Origin of the sequence: Krasilnikovia cinnamomea (assembly GCF_004217545.1) — a bacterium.
GTDB lineage: Bacteria > Actinomycetota > Actinomycetes > Mycobacteriales > Micromonosporaceae > Actinoplanes > Actinoplanes cinnamomeus.
Genome location: NZ_SHKY01000001.1, coordinates 977,622 through 994,057, shown reverse-complemented (window position 1 = coordinate 994,057; position 16,436 = coordinate 977,622). Strand labels below are relative to the sequence as shown.

The 16,436-nt window shown below is 73.2% G+C and carries 14 protein-coding genes; 7 read left to right on the top strand and 7 right to left on the bottom strand.

Annotation, left to right across the window (positions count from 1 at the left end):
- Positions 1 to 61: 61 nt before the first annotated feature.
- The gene (locus EV385_RS04350; protein ID WP_130508281.1) at positions 62 to 556 is read left to right on the top strand and encodes a MarR family winged helix-turn-helix transcriptional regulator; all 495 of its coding nucleotides are present in this window, start codon (positions 62 to 64) and stop codon (positions 554 to 556) included.
- Between the two features lie 15 nt (positions 557 to 571).
- Here EV385_RS04350 and EV385_RS04345 read toward each other — a convergent pair whose 3' ends face one another.
- Positions 572 to 1,576 carry a glutathione S-transferase family protein gene (locus EV385_RS04345; protein WP_130508280.1) on the bottom strand — a complete coding sequence of 335 codons (1,005 nt, stop codon included), beginning with the start codon at positions 1,574 to 1,576 and terminating at the stop codon, positions 572 to 574.
- 80 nt (positions 1,577 to 1,656) lie between these two features.
- Between EV385_RS04345 and EV385_RS04340 the strand changes: the two genes are divergently transcribed.
- Entirely contained in the window at positions 1,657 to 2,442 is a 786-nt protein-coding gene (locus EV385_RS04340; RefSeq protein WP_130508279.1) for an AfsR/SARP family transcriptional regulator, read from the top strand.
- 13 nt (positions 2,443 to 2,455) lie between these two features.
- Here the strand turns inward: EV385_RS04340 and EV385_RS04335 are convergent, their stop codons facing one another.
- From EV385_RS04335 to EV385_RS04320, 4 genes are all read right to left on the bottom strand, one after another.
- The gene (locus EV385_RS04335) at positions 2,456 to 4,000 is read right to left on the bottom strand and encodes a ricin-type beta-trefoil lectin domain protein (protein ID WP_130508278.1); all 1,545 of its coding nucleotides are present in this window, start codon (positions 3,998 to 4,000) and stop codon (positions 2,456 to 2,458) included.
- A complete protein-coding gene (locus EV385_RS04330) occupies positions 4,000 to 4,683 on the bottom strand; it encodes a type II secretion system protein (protein ID WP_130508277.1) in 684 nt (227 codons plus the stop codon). The genes EV385_RS04335 and EV385_RS04330 overlap by 1 nt, the downstream gene beginning before the upstream one ends.
- Positions 4,680 to 6,440 (bottom strand): putative Ig domain-containing protein, encoded by a 1,761-nt coding sequence (locus EV385_RS04325; protein WP_130508276.1) that lies wholly within the window; start codon positions 6,438 to 6,440, stop codon positions 4,680 to 4,682. The genes EV385_RS04330 and EV385_RS04325 overlap by 4 nt, the downstream gene beginning before the upstream one ends.
- Positions 6,441 to 6,555: 115 nt before the next feature.
- On the bottom strand, positions 6,556 to 6,927 hold the full coding sequence (locus EV385_RS04320) for a VOC family protein (protein WP_130508275.1): 372 nt from the start codon (positions 6,925 to 6,927) through the stop codon (positions 6,556 to 6,558).
- Positions 6,928 to 7,023: 96 nt separating this feature from the next.
- Here EV385_RS04320 and EV385_RS04315 point away from each other — a divergent pair, with 96 nt between their 5' ends.
- The 3 genes from EV385_RS04315 to EV385_RS33755 are packed head-to-tail and all read left to right on the top strand — an operon-like array spanning position 7,024 to position 9,618.
- Positions 7,024 to 7,713: a response regulator transcription factor gene (locus EV385_RS04315; RefSeq protein ID WP_242624692.1), complete on the top strand. Its 690-nt coding sequence runs from the start codon at positions 7,024 to 7,026 to the stop codon at positions 7,711 to 7,713.
- Entirely contained in the window at positions 7,706 to 9,058 is a 1,353-nt protein-coding gene (locus EV385_RS04310) for a HAMP domain-containing sensor histidine kinase (RefSeq protein WP_130508273.1), read from the top strand. Before EV385_RS04315 ends, EV385_RS04310 begins: the two co-directional genes overlap by 8 nt.
- Positions 9,059 to 9,093: 35 nt before the next feature.
- A complete protein-coding gene (locus tag EV385_RS33755; protein ID WP_165449386.1) occupies positions 9,094 to 9,618 on the top strand; it encodes a hypothetical protein in 525 nt (174 codons plus the stop codon).
- A 45-nt stretch (positions 9,619 to 9,663) separates the two neighbouring features.
- Here EV385_RS33755 and EV385_RS04300 read toward each other — a convergent pair whose 3' ends face one another.
- Positions 9,664 to 10,434, bottom strand: a complete 771-nt coding sequence (locus tag EV385_RS04300) for a DUF5995 family protein (RefSeq protein WP_130508272.1) — start codon at positions 10,432 to 10,434, stop codon at positions 9,664 to 9,666.
- 162 nt (positions 10,435 to 10,596) lie between these two features.
- Complete coding sequence (locus tag EV385_RS04295) at positions 10,597 to 13,419, bottom strand: helix-turn-helix transcriptional regulator (RefSeq protein WP_130508271.1); 2,823 nt, start codon at positions 13,417 to 13,419, stop codon at positions 10,597 to 10,599.
- A 174-nt stretch (positions 13,420 to 13,593) separates the two neighbouring features.
- Between EV385_RS04295 and EV385_RS04290 the strand changes: the two genes are divergently transcribed.
- Positions 13,594 to 14,214, top strand: coding sequence for an adenylate/guanylate cyclase domain-containing protein (locus EV385_RS04290; protein WP_130508270.1), 621 nt, complete (start codon positions 13,594 to 13,596; stop codon positions 14,212 to 14,214).
- A gap of 158 nt (positions 14,215 to 14,372) precedes the next feature.
- The gene (locus tag EV385_RS04285; RefSeq protein ID WP_130508269.1) at positions 14,373 to 16,430 is read left to right on the top strand and encodes a DNA gyrase/topoisomerase IV subunit B; all 2,058 of its coding nucleotides are present in this window, start codon (positions 14,373 to 14,375) and stop codon (positions 16,428 to 16,430) included.
- Positions 16,431 to 16,436: the final 6 nt, after the last annotated feature.

The window sequence follows — 16,436 nt, the reverse complement described above, 5'->3', positions numbered from 1 at the left end:
TGAAGAGACTCTCTCGCGTTCTTCTCCTTGTCAAGAAGCTCGACGTCGAGAGAATGGAGACATGGGTCATCCCCGCGGCGTGGACCGCATCATCGACCAGTGGGCCCGCGAGCGCCCCGACCTCGACACCACCGCCATGTCGATCTTCGGCCGGGTCTACCGGCTGGCCCAGGTGTCGGGCGACGAGGTGGCCCGGGCGTACGGGCGGCACGGCATCGGCCGCCCCGAGTTCGACGTGCTGGCCACCCTGCGCCGCGCCGGGGAGCCGTTCCAGCTGTCCCCGGGTGCGCTGGCCGCCTCCATGATGCTCAGCAGCGGCGGCACCACCGCCCGGCTCGACCGCCTCGAGAGGGCGGGCCTGGTGCGCCGCGCCCCCGATCCGCACGACCGGCGCGGCGTCCTGGTCAGCCTCACCGAACAGGGGTGGCAGGTCGCGGACCGGGCGGTCGGCGCCGGGCTCGCCGAGCAGCAGCGGCTGCTGGCCCACCTCACCCCCGCCCAGCAGCGCGACCTCGAAGCGCTGCTGCGCGCGGCGCTGGAACCGTACGAAACCTGATCAGCCCGTGGGGACTCAGGCCGCGCCGTGGCCCGCGGGCACGACCTCCTCCGGGCGCGGAGGCGGCGGCGGGGTGCCGTCGCCGAACGGCCGCCCGCCCAGCGCCGCCCGCCCGTGCTCGGTCAGCCAGCCCGCCAGATCCGGACCGGCCGGCACGACCTGGGTCGGATTGATGTCGGTGTGCACGACGTAGTAGTGCCGCTTGATGTGCACGAAGTCGATCGTGTCGCCGAAGCCGGGCGTCTGGAACAGGTCCCGCGCGTACGCCCACAGCACCGGCATCTCGCTCAGCTTCTGCCGGTTGCACTTGAAGTGGCCGTGGTACACGGGATCGAACCGGACCAGCGTGGTGAACAGCCGCACGTCCGCCTCGGTGATGGTGTCCCCGACGAGGTAGCGCTGGGCGCTCAGCCGGTCCGACAACCAGTCGAGCCGGTCGAACAGCCGGTGGTACGCCTTGTCGTACGCCTCCTGGGTGCCCGCGAAACCCGCCCGGTAGACGCCGTTGTTGACGTCGGCGAACACGTAGCGGTTCACCTTGTCGATCTCGTCGCGCAGCGCCTCCGGGTAGAGCTGCGGCGCGCCCTCGCGGTGGTACCGGCTCCACTCCAGACTCAGGTCGAGGGTGATCTGCGCGAAGTCGTTGGTGACCACCTGTCCCGTCGGCACGTCCACGATCGCCGGCACCGTGATGCCCTTGTCGTAGTCGGGGAAGCGGGCGAAGAACGCCTCCTGCAGCCGTTCGATGCCGAGCACCGGGTCGCGGCCGCCCGGGTCCAGGTCGAAGGTCCAGCTCCGGGGGTCGTGCGTGGGACCGGCGATGCCCATCGAGAGGGCGTCCTCCAGGCCGAGCAGGCGGCGCACGATGATCGTGCGGTTCGCCCACGGGCAGGCCCGGCTCACCACCAGCCGGTACCGGCCCGGCTCGACGGGGTAGCCGTCGCGGCCGTCGGCCGTGACGCGGGTGGCGATGTAACGCTGATCGCGGGTGAACTCGCCGGACGGATTCACGTACGCCATGGCCTCCATCCTGCCGCGTCCGGGGTGTTCCCGCCCGGTCGTTGCGCCTGCGCCCCGCCCCGGACGGGTAGCGTCTGCTCGTGGCCGGGGAACTGACTTTCCATCTGTTCGGGCCGCTGCGGGTCTGCGGCGCGGACGGGCGCTGCCTCGCGCTCGGGTCCCGTACCCGGCGGGCCGTTCTCGCCGTGCTCCTGCTGCGGCCGGGCCAGCTCGTGCCGGTGGAGCGGATCATCGGCCAGCTCTGGCACGGCGCGCCGCCGCCCGGTGCCGCCGCGCACGTCCACGACCAGGTGGCCGCCCTGCGCGAGGCGCTGGAGACAGCCGGGAAGTCGCTGGTCGGCCGCGAGAACGGCTACCTCATGGACGTGGCACCCGAGCGGATCGACGTGTGCCGGTTCGCCGGGGGAGCGGCGGCGGGCCGCGAGGCGCTGACCGGTGGGCAACCGGCCGGGGCGGCGCGGACGCTCGACGCGGCGCTGGCCGAGTGGCGGGGTGACCCGCTGGCCGACTTTCCCGGTGAGCCGTTCACCGGGCCCACGATCGCCCAGCTGGAGAACCTGCGCGCCCAGGCGGTGCAGGACCGCGCGGAAGCCCGCCTGCTGCTCGGCGACGCCGGCTGGTGCGTCACCGAACTCGACCGGCTGGTGCGCGAGACGCCGTACCGGGAACGGCTGTGGGAGCTGTACGCCGCCGCCCTGTACCGGGCGGGGCGCCGCGACGACGCGCTGGCCGCGATCGCGCGGGTCCGCGACCTGCTGTTCGAGGAGCTCGGCCTGCAGGACGGTCCCGGACTGCGGGCACTCGAACGGGCCGTGCGCGACGACGACCTCGCGGCCATCCCCGGCGGTGCCCCGCCCACCGGGTGAGCGGGGCGGCGGCTCAGCCGGTCCGCTCGTGGACGTCCCGCAACGGCGTGGGCAGCGACAGGTCCGCGGGGGCGTTCCACTTCTGCGCCGCCTTGCCGTCACACGTACGCAGCACGATGCGGGCGATCGGCGGGCCCTTGTACCTGGCGGGGTCGTACAGCTGCGGCGGTGTGGCCTTCAGGTCGGCCGCGGCCAGGCACAGCCCGGCGGTCGTCGGGTGGGCGCCGTCGACGATCTGGTAGCTCGTCGCGTAGGTCCCGGTGTCGCCGTACACCGTCCAGGTCAGCTCCGCGGGCAGCGTGCCGCTCGGGCACGCCGTCACGGTCGGGTACGCGTTGGTCGAGCCGGGGCTCTTCAGGCAGTACTCCCTGCCGCCGACCGTGACGGTGATCGGGCCGGTGCCGGTGTTGCTCGTCCCGCCCACCGCGGGCAGCTTCCACCGCTGGTTCCAGCCCACGTTGTTGGGGTTGGGTGCCTGCTTGCACGGCCACGCGATGAGATATCCCGCGCCCGTGTTCTTCTCGGTGACGTCCAGGCAGCGTCCGAACTGCTCGTAGTTCACCAGCTGGCCGGTGGCGGCCCCGGCGGCACCGGCGCCCACGGCCGGATCCGGCTGGAACGTCTGCTTGTTGTCGTAGTCGCCCCAGCAGTTGCCGCCCGTGCCGAGCACGACCGTGCTGCCGACGGTGTCGGGCTGCAGCACGTTGAAGCAGAAGTTGTCCAGGCTCGTGCCGTCGCTGGTGCCCATGAAGTTCGCGACGTCGTTGGCGCTCCACTGCTGGCGTGCCGCGGCCGGGCTGGTCCCGGCGCACCGCTCTACCCGCACCGTGGCACCCGCCGAGTGCGGCGTGCCGGCGTCCAGGCACATCCCGGCCGGGTTCGCCGAGGTCCGCGACGACACCAGCGTGATGGTCAGATCGGGGTTGTACGCGAACAGCTGCGACGGCGGCTGCGGCGCGTCCACGCACGCCTGCATCGTCACCGCGGTGCCCGGCGCCGGGTCGGCCGAACCGGCGTCCACGCACAGGTCCGCGCGGGCGCTGCGGACATGGATCTGGCCGCCCGGGATGTGCTCGTTCGACGTACGGAACGAGTAGGTGGCCCGCAGCGTACGGGCGCCCGCGGTGCGCGCGTCGAAGGCGCCGTCCGGGCCGGCGACGCCGGTCGAGGTCAGCACGGCGCTCCCCGGCTGCTCGGTGATGACCGGGCCGAGCGGGTTGCCGTCGAGATCGCGGTACGCGAACGTGACCCGGTAACGCTGGCCGCCGTCCGGTGCGGCGTTGCCGTCCAGCTGGCCGGTCGGCAGGCGGGCCGCGTCACCCGCGCCGGTGCCGTCGACGGCCGCCCGGATCTGGCCCATCGCGGCGTCCAGGCCGGCCTCGGCGGCGTGCAGCGCCCGGGTCCGCTCGGAGGCGCCCTGGGTGCCGCGCACCTGCTGGACCACCGCGGGGACCAGCAGCGCGCTCATCGCCAGGCCGACCAGGGTGAGCAGCATGGCGATGGGCAGCGAGCCCCGATCGGCGTCGGGGCGGCGCAGTGTCCGGCTGGGGAGCCTCACTACGGCCTCCCCTCGCGGCAGACGTTGTCCGCGGCCGTGTCGCGGGAGGTGTTGAGGGCGGTGAAGGTCATCCGGGCCGTGCTGGTGGCCCGGCCCGCGCTCGCGGTCAGCTGCAGCCGCAGGCGCATGAAGTCCGGCGTGAAGGCACTCCCGACCGGGGCGCTGGGCTGCGACCTCGTGCCGGCCATCGTCCGCTCGAACGGCACCGGGACGTTGCCGCCCGGCAGCACGATCTGGGAGGCGATGGTCTGCCCTGCGCTGCCCGCCGCCGGTGGGTGCCCGGGGATCCAGCGCAGCAGCTGGAGCACCCCGACCGCGCCGGTCGACCCGGCGCCCGGCGCCGGGGCCAGGCGCAGCTGGTGGCACTCCTGCTGCGAGTTGGTCGGGTTGATGGTGAGGTACTCCACGTACCAGGCGCCGCCGACCGGGGTCGTGTTGGGTTCGGTGATCCCGGAGGAGTAGCGGACGTTCTGGTCGAGCCGCTCGACGCTGAGGTGCAGCTGGCTCTGCACCGCCGCGCCGTTCTCCGCGCGGTCGACCAGGTGGTAGACCTCCAGCACCGCGTTGGTGAAGATCATCATGAGGACACCCAGGATGCTCATCGCGAGCATCACCTCGAGCAGGGTCATGCCCTCGTCGTCGCGCCGGTTCCGGCGCCGCCACGCGCGTACGGCGGCCCTCACGGCAGCACCGTCCAGTCGAAGACCACGAGCGCGTACTTGTTGGTGGAGTCCACGACCTTGAGCGTCACGCGGAACGTTCCGGCGGTGGTCGGGGTGCCGGTGATCACGCCGCCCTGGCTGCCGCGCGCCCTGATGGACAGGCCCGGCGGCAGGCCCACGGCCGACCAGGTGACGTCGCTGCTGCTGCCCCCGGTCAGGTCCGTGTTCAGGCTGACGGCCCGGCCCACGGTGCCGGTCTGGTCCGGGGTCGCCGGGTCGGGCGCGGTGATCACCAGGTCGTTGGGCTGGCTGGCCCCCACGTTCCACAGGAAGGTCGTGCTGACCTCGTCGCCGTTGGCGTCCTTCACGTAGACGGTCGTGAAGAAGCGGTTGGCGTACGCGACGCGGCCGGAGATCACCCCGGTGGCCGGGTCGATCGAGATGTCCCGGGCCTCACCCGGAACCCCCTCGATCCGGTACGTGTACGGCCCCACGCCGCCCGTGGGAGCGGGTGCGGAGAAGTTCACGCTGTCGCGGATCCGGTCCGTGCGGGTCGCCATCGCGGGCACCGCGAGGGTCACCACGGTCCAGTTGAAGCTCACCTGACTGCTGCGGCCCGGCTTGTCCGTGGCGGTGACCGTGACCCGCGAGACCGTACGGCTGGTCGCGGTCGGGGTGCCGGAGATGACACCGGCCTGGTCGATGGACAGGCCCGCGGGCAGCCCGGTGGCGGTCCAGGCGACCGGGTCGACCGCGTGGGTCAGGCCCATGGCCAGCCACGTGGGTGAACCGGTGTGGGTGCTCTGGTCGCCGGGGCTCATCAGCACCGGGGCGGCCCAGACGGTCCACGGGAAGCTGGCGCTGTCGGTGCGGCCCCGCCGGTCCTTGACCGTGGCCGTGACGGTGTAGACCACGTTGGCGCCGGGATCGTCCGGCGTGCCGGTGATCATGCCGCTCTCCGCGGCGGTCAGGCCCGGCGGCAGGCCGGTCACGGTCCAGACCAGGGGCAGGGTCCCGCCGGTGGAGGTGAGCTGCAACCCCGGTGTCGCGATCTTGGCGTAGCCGGTCTGCGGGCCCGGGTCGTCGACCTTCGGCGCGGGCCGGTCGAGGTTGAAGACCGGGTCCGGCGCGGCGCTGATCAGCGTGGTGGTCACGTACGTGCAGGAGCGGTCCGGGCAGGACCCGTCGGGCCACGTCACGGTGGCGACCACGCGCAGGAACGGCACGTCGGGCCGGGCCGGCTCCGGGTCCGGCCCGGCGGGATCGTCGCACGGACCGCCGCTGCCGAACTGCTGCCGGCAGGTGCCCAGGTACCAGTTCTGACTGTACGAGAGGCCGTTGACCGGCACCTCGACGGCGCTGGTGGGCAGCCCCGCATCGACGCCCGCGCTGGGGTCGATCTGCTTGGAGGTGTCCCAGGCCGGGGACATCGTCCGCAGGTACGGCCGCACCGCCGCCGGCGCGGTGATCCACTGCGCGTTGGTGGCCGCCTCGCTGCGCCCGGCCAGCGCCGTGGTGCCGGTCAGCGCGCGGGCCCGTTCGATCGCGTCGCCCGCCAGCTGGACGGCCACCTCCCGGTTGCGCTGATCCGCGACCACCGCGAGGGAGCGGATCAAGAACGGCGCCAGCGCGGTCATCACCGTGCCGATCACCGCGAGCGAGACCAGCACCTCCACCAGCGTGAAACCGTCATCATGACCATGGGCGGAGCGGGGGCCGACCCGGCGCCGGGCGCGCTGCGGCGAGCACGCGGCTCGGCATGCTGCAGCGGTGCGCATCGGCTCTCCCTGGCCGCGGGGGCGGCGACGGTGCACTGGACTTCACACCGATCGGCGAGCGCGCGGCCCGGGTAAGGAATCCGGCGGGGCCCGCGTCCGGAGAGCCGGGCGCGGATCAGGCGTTCTGCCAGAGGCCGATGAGGTTGCCCTCGGTGTCGCGCACGTACGCGCTGAAGCCCATCTCCCCGACCGGCTGCCGCCCGATGGCCACCTGGCCGCCCAGCTTCTCGACGCGGGCCAGGGCGTCGTCGATGTCCTCGACGTTGATCGTGATCACCGGCGAGGTGATCTGGCCCCGCTTGAGCATGCCGCCGTTGATCCCGCCGGGCTCGCTGGGCCGCCCCCGCTCGTCGGTCGCGGTGGTGGTCACCATCGTGTACGCGAAGTCCGGCATCGAGTCGAGCTTCCAGCCGAACGCCTCGCGATAGAAGGTGGTGGCCCGCTCGGCGTCGTCGAACGGGACCTCGAAATGGACGACACTGTCCATGAGCTGCCTCCTTGTGAACCCGGTCAGCCTATGCCCGGGCCCCGCCCTTACGTTGCCCGAACACCGGGGCGCGGACCCGCCCGGCATGATGGGTCCGTGACCGAATCGCAGGCCGGCAAGGGGTTGGTGCTCGTCGTCGAGGACGAGCGCCCGATCGCCGACCTGGTCCGGCTGTACCTGTCCCGCGACGGCTTCGGCGTGCACGTGGAGCACGACGGCGCCGCCGGCCTGGCCGCCGCGCGCCGGCTGCGCCCGGTGGTCTGCGTGCTGGACATCGCGCTGCCGGGCATGGAGGGCACCGAGATCTGCCGCCGGCTGCGCGCCGACGGTGACTGGACCCCGGTCATCTTCCTCACCGCCCGGGACGACGAGGTGGACCGCATCCTCGGCCTGGAGCTGGGCGGCGACGACTACGTCACCAAGCCGTTCAGCCCCCGGGAACTCGTCGCCCGGGTCAAGGGGCTGCTGCGCCGCGCGGCGGGACCGCCGGACTCCCCGGTGCGCACCCTGGGGCCGGTGACGCTGGACCCGGCCCGGCGCCAGGTGACGGTCGACGGCAGCCGGCTGGCGCTGACCCCCACGGAGTTCGACCTGCTCGGGCACCTGCTGGGCCGCCCCGGGCGGGTGTTCACCCGCGAGGAGCTGCTGGCCAGCGTGTGGGGGTACGCCTCGCACGCGGGCACCCGTACGGTCGATGTGCATGTCGCGCAGGTCCGCGCGAAGCTCGGCGACGCCGCGCACCTGATCCGGACGGTCCGTGGCGTCGGCTACACCGCCGATGCGTGACTTCTTCCGCACCCTGGCCGGGCGGGTCGTCCTGGTCACTGCGGCCACGGCGGTCGTCGCGGTGATCGTCACGGCCCTGGTGGCGGTGCCGATCGCGGTCCGCACCGCCAACACCGCGGCCCGCGTGGACCTGCAGGACAAGAGCGCCATCGCGGTCGAGCTGCTGCGCACCGAGCGCCCGGCGGCGCGCGAGAAGATCGTCAGCCAGCTGCGCGAGGAGGGCGTCCAGGTGTACCTGATCCGCCGCGGCGTGGCGGACACGCCCGGCCTGCCGCCGCGGATCGTGCAGCAGGTCGCGAACGGCTCGCAGGTGAACACGCGCGGCGTCGTCGGGGGCCGGGCCATGCTGATCGCGGGCCGCCCGCTGAGGGGCAACGACGCGGGGGTGGTGCTCACCCGCCCGGCCACCGGCACCGCTGCCCGGGTGCTGCGCGGGGTGTGGCTGGCGCTGCTGGCCGGGCTGGCCTGCGGGGTGCTGGCCGGGGCCCTGCTGGCCCGGTTCATCGCGCGCCCGATCCGGCAGGCCGCGGCGGCCGCCGCGCAACTGGCGGCGGGGGAGCGCACGGTGCGGCTGGCGGTGCGCCCGCCCGCCGAGGCCACGGAGCTGGCCGGTGCGTTCAACCAGCTCGCCGCGGCGCTGGAGACCAGCGAGGGCCGGGAACGCGACTTCCTGCTGTCGGTGTCACACGAGCTGCGTACGCCGCTTTCCACGATCCGGGGGTACGCCGAGGCGCTCGCCGACGGGGTGGTGGGTGCCGAGGGCGCCCCGAAGGCCGGAGCCACCATGCTGGCGGAGGCGGAACGGCTGGACCGGCTCATCGCCGACCTGCTCGTGTTGTCCCGGCTGGAGGCGGCCGACCTGCCGATCGACGTCGTCGAGGTGGACCTCGCGGAGCTGGTCCGCGCGGCCGCCGAAGCGTGGGCGCCCCGGTGCGTCCCGGACGGGCCCCGGCTGCTGGTCGAGGCGCCGCCGGAGCCGATCGTCGTGCACACCGATCCCGGCCGGATCCGCCAGGTCCTCGACGGGCTCTGCGAGAACGCGCTGCGCATCGTCCCGCCGGGCGCGCCGCTGGTGCTGGCCGCCCGGGCCGCGGCCACCGGCGGGGTGGTCGAGGTGCGCGACGGCGGCCCCGGCTTCACCGACGACGACCTGGCCGTGGCGTTCCAGCGGGGTGCGTTGCACCAGCGCTACCGGGGCATCCGCAAGGTCGGCAGCGGGCTCGGCCTGGCGCTGGCCGCGCGGCTGGTGGCGCGGCTCGGCGGCACGATCGAGGCGGGCCATGCCGCCGAGGGCGGCGCCCGGTTCACGGTCGAGCTTCCTTACCCGGCCCGAACACAGCGCTGACCAGCCCCGAGCACGGCCCGGGAAGGCTGATCACCATGACACGTACCCGGATCGCCCTGACCCTCACCACGGTGTCGCTGGCGGGCCTGCTCGGCCTGACCGCGTGCGGCGCCGGCCCGAGCACCCCCGCCGCGGCTGCCGCGGACGTCTCCGACGAGGCGACCGTGCTGGCCCAGGTCGGGTTCGAGACCGGGCTGGAGGACGACACGACGCCGTCCACCGCGGCCTCCGCCGACGCGAAGAGGCACGGGCCGGGGCAGGGCACCGGCCGCCGCTTCCTGCGCAAGAACACCCTGCACGGCGAGGTCACCGTGCAGACCAAGAGCGGCGTCAGGACGGTCGTCGTGCAGCGCGGCACGGTCACCGCCGTCAGCGCGGACGGGGTGACCGTGAAGTCCACCGATGGCTTCGCGCAGACCTGGAGCTTCGGCGACAGGCTGAAGGTGCGGCAGGACCGCAAGCCCGCCGAGACCTCCGCGATCAAGGCCGGCGCGCAGGTCGGCGTCGCGGGCCTGAAGGACGGCGACACCGCCACGGCCCGGCTCATCGCCGTCAAGTGATCCGCGACCCGGGCCCGCGTCCTCCCCGGCGCGGGCCCGGGACGCTCACTGCAGGAAGGCCCCCAGAGGAGACAGCAGCAGGCGGCCCAGGCTGGCCGCGTTCTGGTCGAGCCGGTCACGCTCCTGCGCCAGGCCCGCGAGATCATGACGTACGGCCCAGAGCTTCTGCGCGTTGCGCCAGGCCACGTCGCGGGTGTACTCGATCAGCTCGCCCTGCCACCAGTCGTCGAGGTCGCCGTTCATGGTGTCGATGAGCAGCTGCCACCGCTCCAGGTAGCCGCGCCGCAGACCCGGGATGTTCTCCGCGAAGATCTCGTTGATCTGCAGGTAGTCGCGGTGCTGGTCGCTGTCGTCGATCGGATCGCTGCCCAGGTGGTCGAACGTGGTGACCAGCGCGAACGGCAGGTCGAAGTTGATGTGGGCGTTGACCCCGGCGGCGGCCGACGGCAGCGGGCGGCAGTCCGGACCGGCGACGCGGCGCAGCAGCACGCCCCAGGCCCGGGGGCAGCAGGTGCTTCCGTCGCCGAACTGGCGCAGCGCGTCGAAGTAGCGGGCCGCGAACTCGACGTCCAGCCGGGCCAGGAACGCCGGGTCGGCGAAGCGTCCGGCGTAGAGCCGTTCGAGTACGGACGTAGTGATCTTCAGGTACAGCCGGTTGAAGTCCGCGAGCGGGTTGCTGGCCAGCAGCGGCGGCACCCGTTCCAGGACGTCCTGCAGCTTGGTGAGCTGGTCCACGACGGCGGGCACGTCGTCGGGATGCCCGCTCAGCAGGGCGGTCATGTCGTCGTGCACGGATCCCCAGACCGACTCCGTCATCGGTTTGCCTCCACCAGCGTGAGTCAGGTCCTCCGGGGCCCCCTAGCACCGCCCGGCGACCTCGTCACCGGGCGGTGCTCCCCCGTGCCAACAGCCTTGCATCCCGGATGCGTACGGGGATCCGTAGAACGACGTATTCGGCGTACGTAGGTCACGGAAAGGTCACGCCGCACGCAGGAAGACCCTGCTGGCCTGCACCCGCGTGCGTACCTGAAGCTTGTCGAAGATGTGCCCGACGTGGACCCCGACCGTCCGCTCGCTGATGAACAGCCGGTGGCCGATCTCCTTGTTGGTCAGGCCCTCCGCCACCGCGGCCAGCACCTCACGCTCGCGCTCGGTCAGCACACCCAGCTCGTCGGCGGGGGCCGCCGGACCCACGTCGACCGTGTCGTCGCTGGTCAGCGGCACCCGCGCGCGGGCCGCCAGCGCGCTGATCTCGGCCGCGAACGGCCGGGCACCCATCGCCTGGGCGGTCTCGAACGCCTGCCGCAGCGCGGTCACCGCGACGGCCCGGCGGGACTTGCGGGCCAGCGCCGCCTCGGCCTGGCGCAGCCGCGCGTACGCCGCCGGGTAGGGCTGTTTGCGGCGGTCCCAGGTGGCGGCGGCGCGGGCCCACGGCTCCGGGTCGGGCCGGTCCTCCAGGCGGCTCAGCTCGGCCGCGCACAGCTCCACGTACCCGTCGATGACGGCCCGGACCGGGGCGGCCGCGTCACCGGCACCCTGACCCATCCGGTCCACGACCACCTTCAACCGGCGCACCACAGCGGAGTCCACGGGCACGTCGCCGGACGCGTGCGCCTCCGCCTCCGCCCGCAGCCCGTGCCAGGCCAGCACCCCGAGCAGCACCAGATCGTCGGAGCGGGTCTCGGTGAGCCCGCGCTGCACCGCGGCGCGCGCCTCCGCGTGCCGGCCCCGCCACATCGCCAGCCCGGCCCGCAACGTCAGCATCGGCAGCACATGCCGGGCCCCGCCACCGGCCAGCATCGTGGCGATCGCGTCCAGATCCCGGTCGGCGGCCTCCTCGTTGCCGAAGCCCACCCACAGCCGGCACCGGGCCAGCAGCAACTCCACCGCGTCCGCGCCGGACGGGCGGTGCCGCATCGCGTCGGCCAGCACCCGGTCCGCCTCGGCCCACTGGCCGACCCGGAACAGCCCGTTCGCGGCGATCGCCAGCAGCCGCGTCTGGTACGTGCGCCCCACCCCGAGCGCGGCCAGCTTCTCCGCGCCCCGGCGGGCCACCAGCACGCCCTCCTCCAGGCTGTTCAGCGGCCCGGTGAGCAGCTCGGCCAGGTGCAGGTACGCGCAGCCGATGTCGTCGGGGTGCCCCGAGCGTTCCGCGATCTCGACCGCGTGCCGGATCACCGCCAGCCCCGCGTCCGGATCCTCCCGGAACGCCGAACTGAAGCCCAGCGCCGCGCTGGCCCGGACCAGGTCGGCCGTGGCGCCGTCCAGCTCCGCCAACTCCAGCGCCTCCCGGGCGCGGGCGTTCGCGTCGGCGTACCGGCCCAGGTGCAGCAGCAGTTCCGCCAGGTGGGCCGCGGCGCTGGCCTTCTCCCGCGGGGTGCAGTCGGCCAGCGCCAGCGCCTTCTCGTACTCCGTCTCGGCGGTGGCGGTCCGGCCCGCCGCCGCCAGGTACTTGGCCCGGCGCAGGTGCAGCGTGCAGACGCCCGGGGCGTCCGGCCGCCCGGCCAGCTCCTCCAGGCGGGCCAGGGCCAGCGCGTGCTCCCCGCACTGGTACGCCGACTCGGCCGCGTGCGACAGCAACTCCGTGCGACCGGTCTCCGGGGTGCCCTCGCCGGCCAGCTCCAACGCCACCGTCCAGTACCGGTGCGCCTCCGAGAAGCCGTACAGTCGCTCCGCGTCGCGGGCCGCCGCCACCACGGCGGGCAGCGCCCGCAACGGTTCGCCGGCCTGCTGCCAGTGGTGCGCCAGCGCGGCGTGGTCGGCGGCGGGATCGGCTTCGAGGGCCTCGGCGTACCGGCGGTGCAGGGCGGCCCGTTCGGCGGGCAGCACCTCCTGCTCCAGCACCTCGGCCACCAGCCGGTGCCGCAGCCGGTACCCGTCGGCCTCGCCGAGCACGAACCGGTGCGCGACCGCGGCCCGGACCGCCTCCAGCAGCTCGCCGTCGCCCAGCTGCACCACCCGGGACAGCACCGGGTGCTCCACCGGCTCCACCCCGGCCGCGATCGCGTGCACCACCGCGTGCGCGTGCTTGGGCAGCTCGTCCACGCGGGCCAGGAAGATCTCCCGCAGCGTGTCGGACAGCTCGGCCCGGCCGTCGCGCAGATCCCGCGCCAGTTCCTCGGCCACGAACGGGTTACCACCGCTGCGCTTGAAGACCCGCTCGGCGTCCTCGGCCGCCACCTGCTCACCCGCGATGGCCCGGACCAGCTCCCGGGTGCCGTCCTGATCGAGCGGGGCCAGGTCGAGCACCCGTACCGATCGCAGCCGCCGCAGCTCCGCCAGCACCCGGCGCAGCGGGTGCGCACCCTGCAGCGACTCGGCCCGCACCGCGGCCAGCACGGACAGGTTGACCTCGCCCAGCCCGGCCAGCAGGTAGAGCAGCAGCTGCCGGGTGCTGCGGTCGGCCCACTGCAGGTCGTCCAGGACGAGCAGCAGCGGGCGGTCGCCCGCGATCGCCTGCAACCGCTGCGACACCCACTCCAGCAGGGCCCCCGCCTCGTCCGGCGGCCCGCCGGTCGGCGCCGCGTCCGGCGCCGGGCCGCACCGGCGCAGGGCCTGCAGCACCGGGTGCAACGGCGAGGCGTCACCGATGTCCAGACAGGCCCCGGAGAGTACGGCGGCACCCGCCGCACGCATCGCGTCGGCGGTCTCCTGCAGCAGCCGGCTCTTGCCGACGCCGCTCTCACCGGTCACGAAGACGGCGGCCGTCCCGGCCGGGCCGACGTCCGAAAGGTCCGAACGTAGCTCAGCCAGTGTGGCCGCGCGCCCGACCAGTGGCGCCTCGTCCCCCTCGCTGGCCATGCCCGGCAGCCTAAACCGAAAGGGGCTAGCACGTTCTCCCCGGTTCGGACTGTTCTGCGTCACAAACCTGACCGTCGATGGCCGTGTCAGAGATACGTCGTTCTGCGGATCCCTCCGAAAGGCCCGGCTGGCAGCGTGAGGACACCAACACGACCGCGGGGAAGCGAGGTGGCCATGAACGTCGTGACGAGCCCAGCCCGGTGCCGTCGGCAGCACGTGACGGTCATGTTCATCGACATCGTCGGATACACCGCCCTGGTGGAGGAGCTCGACTGCGCCGAGGTACGGGCGCTGCAGATGGAGTACTTCGCCCGCGTTTCGACCGTGGTGCGCCGGTTCGGCGGAGTGGTGGAGAAGTTCGTCGGCGACGCGGTCCTGGCCGTCTTCGGCGTCGACGGCGACCCCGTGGCCGCCGCGCGCGACGCGGTGCGGGCCGGGCTGGCCGTCCAGCAGGCGCTGCGGGGGCGGCTGCTGGCCGGGCTGTTCACCGTACGGACCCGGGTCGGTGTCGCCACCGGCGAGGTGATCGTGGACCTCGACGCGGCCCGCGACGGCGGGCAGGGCATGGTCAGCGGCCGGGTGGTCATCACCGCGTCGCGGCTGCAGACGTACGCCCCGCACGACACCGTGGTGGTCTGCGCGCAGACCCGGCAGGTCACCGACACGCTGATCGCCTACCAGGAGCTGCCCCCGATGGCGATCACCGGCCGGCCGTACCCCGTCGAGCTCTGGCGCGCCCTGAGCGCCGCCGTCCCCGCCGCGCGCCCCGCGGAGCGCGCCCTGGTCGCCGCGTAGTGCATTGCCACGGACGTGTCGTCGCTCACGCCCTGACGGCGTTTGTCCGTCTTGTGCCCGGGCGCGACCCGGCGGGCTCCACTCATCTCCGCAATCTCGTCGGAGGTGACCGGTAGGCTCGCCGGGTCGATCGCCACCTCGCTCGGGAGTACCACCTCGTGACTGCGCAACCGGAGACCTTGTACGGGGCCGACGACCTCACCCACCTTGAGGGCCTCGACGCGGTGCGCAAGCGCCCGGGCATGTACATCGGCTCGACCGACAGCCGGGGCATCAACCACCTCGCCAACGAGATCATCGACAACTCGACCGACGAGGGCGTCGCCGAGTTCGCCACCACCGTCGCGGTCACCCTGCACGCCGACGGCTCCGTGCAGGTCGACGACGACGGCCGCGGCATCCCCACCGACGTCAACGCCAAGTCCGGCCTCACCGGCGTCGAGCTGGTGCTCACCCGGCTGCACGCCGGCGGCAAGTTCGGCGGCTCGGGCTACAAGACCTCCGGCGGCCTGCACGGCGTCGGCGCCTCCGCGGTCAACGCGCTCTCCCTGCGCCTGGACGTCACGGTCAAGCGCGGCGGCAAGGTCCACGAGATGTCGTTCCACCGCGGCGTGCCGGGCGTCTTCGACGGCCCGGGTCCGAACGCCAAGTTCCACCGCGAGTCCGGCCTGCGCATGGTGCGCAAGATGAAGCGCGGCGAGGCCACCGGCACCTCCGTGCGCTACTGGTACGACCCCCGCTACTTCGAGGGCGCCGCCCGCCTCGACGTGGAATCCGTGCGGGCCAAGCTGCGCAACACCGCGTTCCTCGTCCCCGGCGTCACCTACTCGCTGCGCGACGAGACCCGCCCCGAGCCCACCACGGAGACGTTCCACTACCCGAACGGCCTCACCGACATGGTGGAGTTCCTGGCCCCGCCGGGTGACAAGCCGGTCTCCGGCATCCTGCTGGTCACCGGCGAGGGGACGTACAAGGAGAACGCCGCCGACGCCAACGGCGTCATGCAGTCCAACGTGGAGCGGCGCGCCGAGGTGGAGATCGCGTTCCGCTGGGGCACGGGCTACGACCGTACCGTCGAGTGCTTCACCAACACGATCCGCAACATGCACGGCGGCACCCACCGCAAGGGTTTCGAGCGGGCCCTGGTCCGGGCGCTGACCGAGGCGATCCGCAACGCGCGCGGGCTGCTCAAGCCCAAGGAGGACCCGCCCGTCCTGGACGACCTGCTGGAGGGCATGACCGCGGTCATCCACGTGCGCATCCCGGAGCCGCAGTTCACCTCGCAGACCAAGGACGAGCTGTCCACGGCGGGCATCACCCGGGTGCTGCAGGGGCTGGTCGAGGCGCACATCAAGGAGTGGCTGGAGGGGCGGCGCACCAAGGCCGAGGCCCGCACGGTGCTGCAGAAGATCGTCGACGCGGCCCGGGTGCGGCTGACCCAGAAGCAGCAGAAGGACGCGGCCCGGCGCAAGACCGCGCTCGAGGGCGCCTCGATGCCTCCCAAGCTGGTCGACTGCCGCTCCACCGGCGTCGCCGAGTCGGAATTGTTCATCGTGGAGGGCGACTCGGCCCTCGGAAGCGCCAGAATGGCCCGATCGTCCGAGTTTCAGGCGCTATTGCCCATCCGCGGCAAGATCCTGAACGTGCAGAAGGCCAGCCTGCAGCAGGTGTTGGACAACGCCGAGTGTTCCGCGATCGTGCAGGTGCTCGGTGCGGGCTCCGGCCGCACCTTCGACCTGTCGAGCCTCCGCTACGGACGCGTGCTGATCATGGCGGACGCGGACGTCGACGGCTCGCACATTCGCACGCTGCTCATCACGCTCTTTGCCAAGTACATGCGACCCGTGATCGAGGCCGGACGGCTGTTCGCCGCCATGCCCCCGCTGCACAAGGTGGTCACCAAGGGTCGCAACTCCGAAACGATCTACACCTACACCCAGCAGGAGATGGAATCGACCGTCGCCCGCCTGGAGAAGGCCGGAAAGCAGGTGCAGAAGCCGGTGCCCCGGTTCAAGGGTCTCGGCGAGATGGACGCCGAGGAGTTGTGGAGCACCACGATGAACCCGGCGGTGCGGACGGTCCGGCGGATCACGCTCGATGACGTCGAGTACGCCGAACAGGTGCTCGACCTGCTGATGGGCGAGCGGGTGGAGCCGCGCAAGAACTGGCTGATCGAGTCGTCTGGCCGGCTCGACGAGGAGAGCATCGACGCCTGACGGCGT

Coding starts and splice junctions, on each gene's coding strand:
- EV385_RS04350 (WP_130508281.1), top strand. CDS start 62: ATGGGTCATCCCCGCGGCGTGGACCGCATCATCGACCAGTGGGCCCGC.
- EV385_RS04345 (WP_130508280.1), bottom strand. CDS start 1,576: ATGGCGTACGTGAATCCGTCCGGCGAGTTCACCCGCGATCAGCGTTAC.
- EV385_RS04325 (WP_130508276.1), bottom strand. CDS start 6,440: ATGCGCACCGCTGCAGCATGCCGAGCCGCGTGCTCGCCGCAGCGCGCC.
- EV385_RS04320 (WP_130508275.1), bottom strand. CDS start 6,927: ATGGACAGTGTCGTCCATTTCGAGGTCCCGTTCGACGACGCCGAGCGG.
- EV385_RS04310 (WP_130508273.1), top strand. CDS start 7,706: ATGCGTGACTTCTTCCGCACCCTGGCCGGGCGGGTCGTCCTGGTCACT.
- EV385_RS33755 (WP_165449386.1), top strand. CDS start 9,094: ATGACACGTACCCGGATCGCCCTGACCCTCACCACGGTGTCGCTGGCG.
- EV385_RS04300 (WP_130508272.1), bottom strand. CDS start 10,434: ATGACGGAGTCGGTCTGGGGATCCGTGCACGACGACATGACCGCCCTG.
- EV385_RS04295 (WP_130508271.1), bottom strand. CDS start 13,419: ATGGCCAGCGAGGGGGACGAGGCGCCACTGGTCGGGCGCGCGGCCACA.
- EV385_RS04290 (WP_130508270.1), top strand. CDS start 13,594: ATGAACGTCGTGACGAGCCCAGCCCGGTGCCGTCGGCAGCACGTGACG.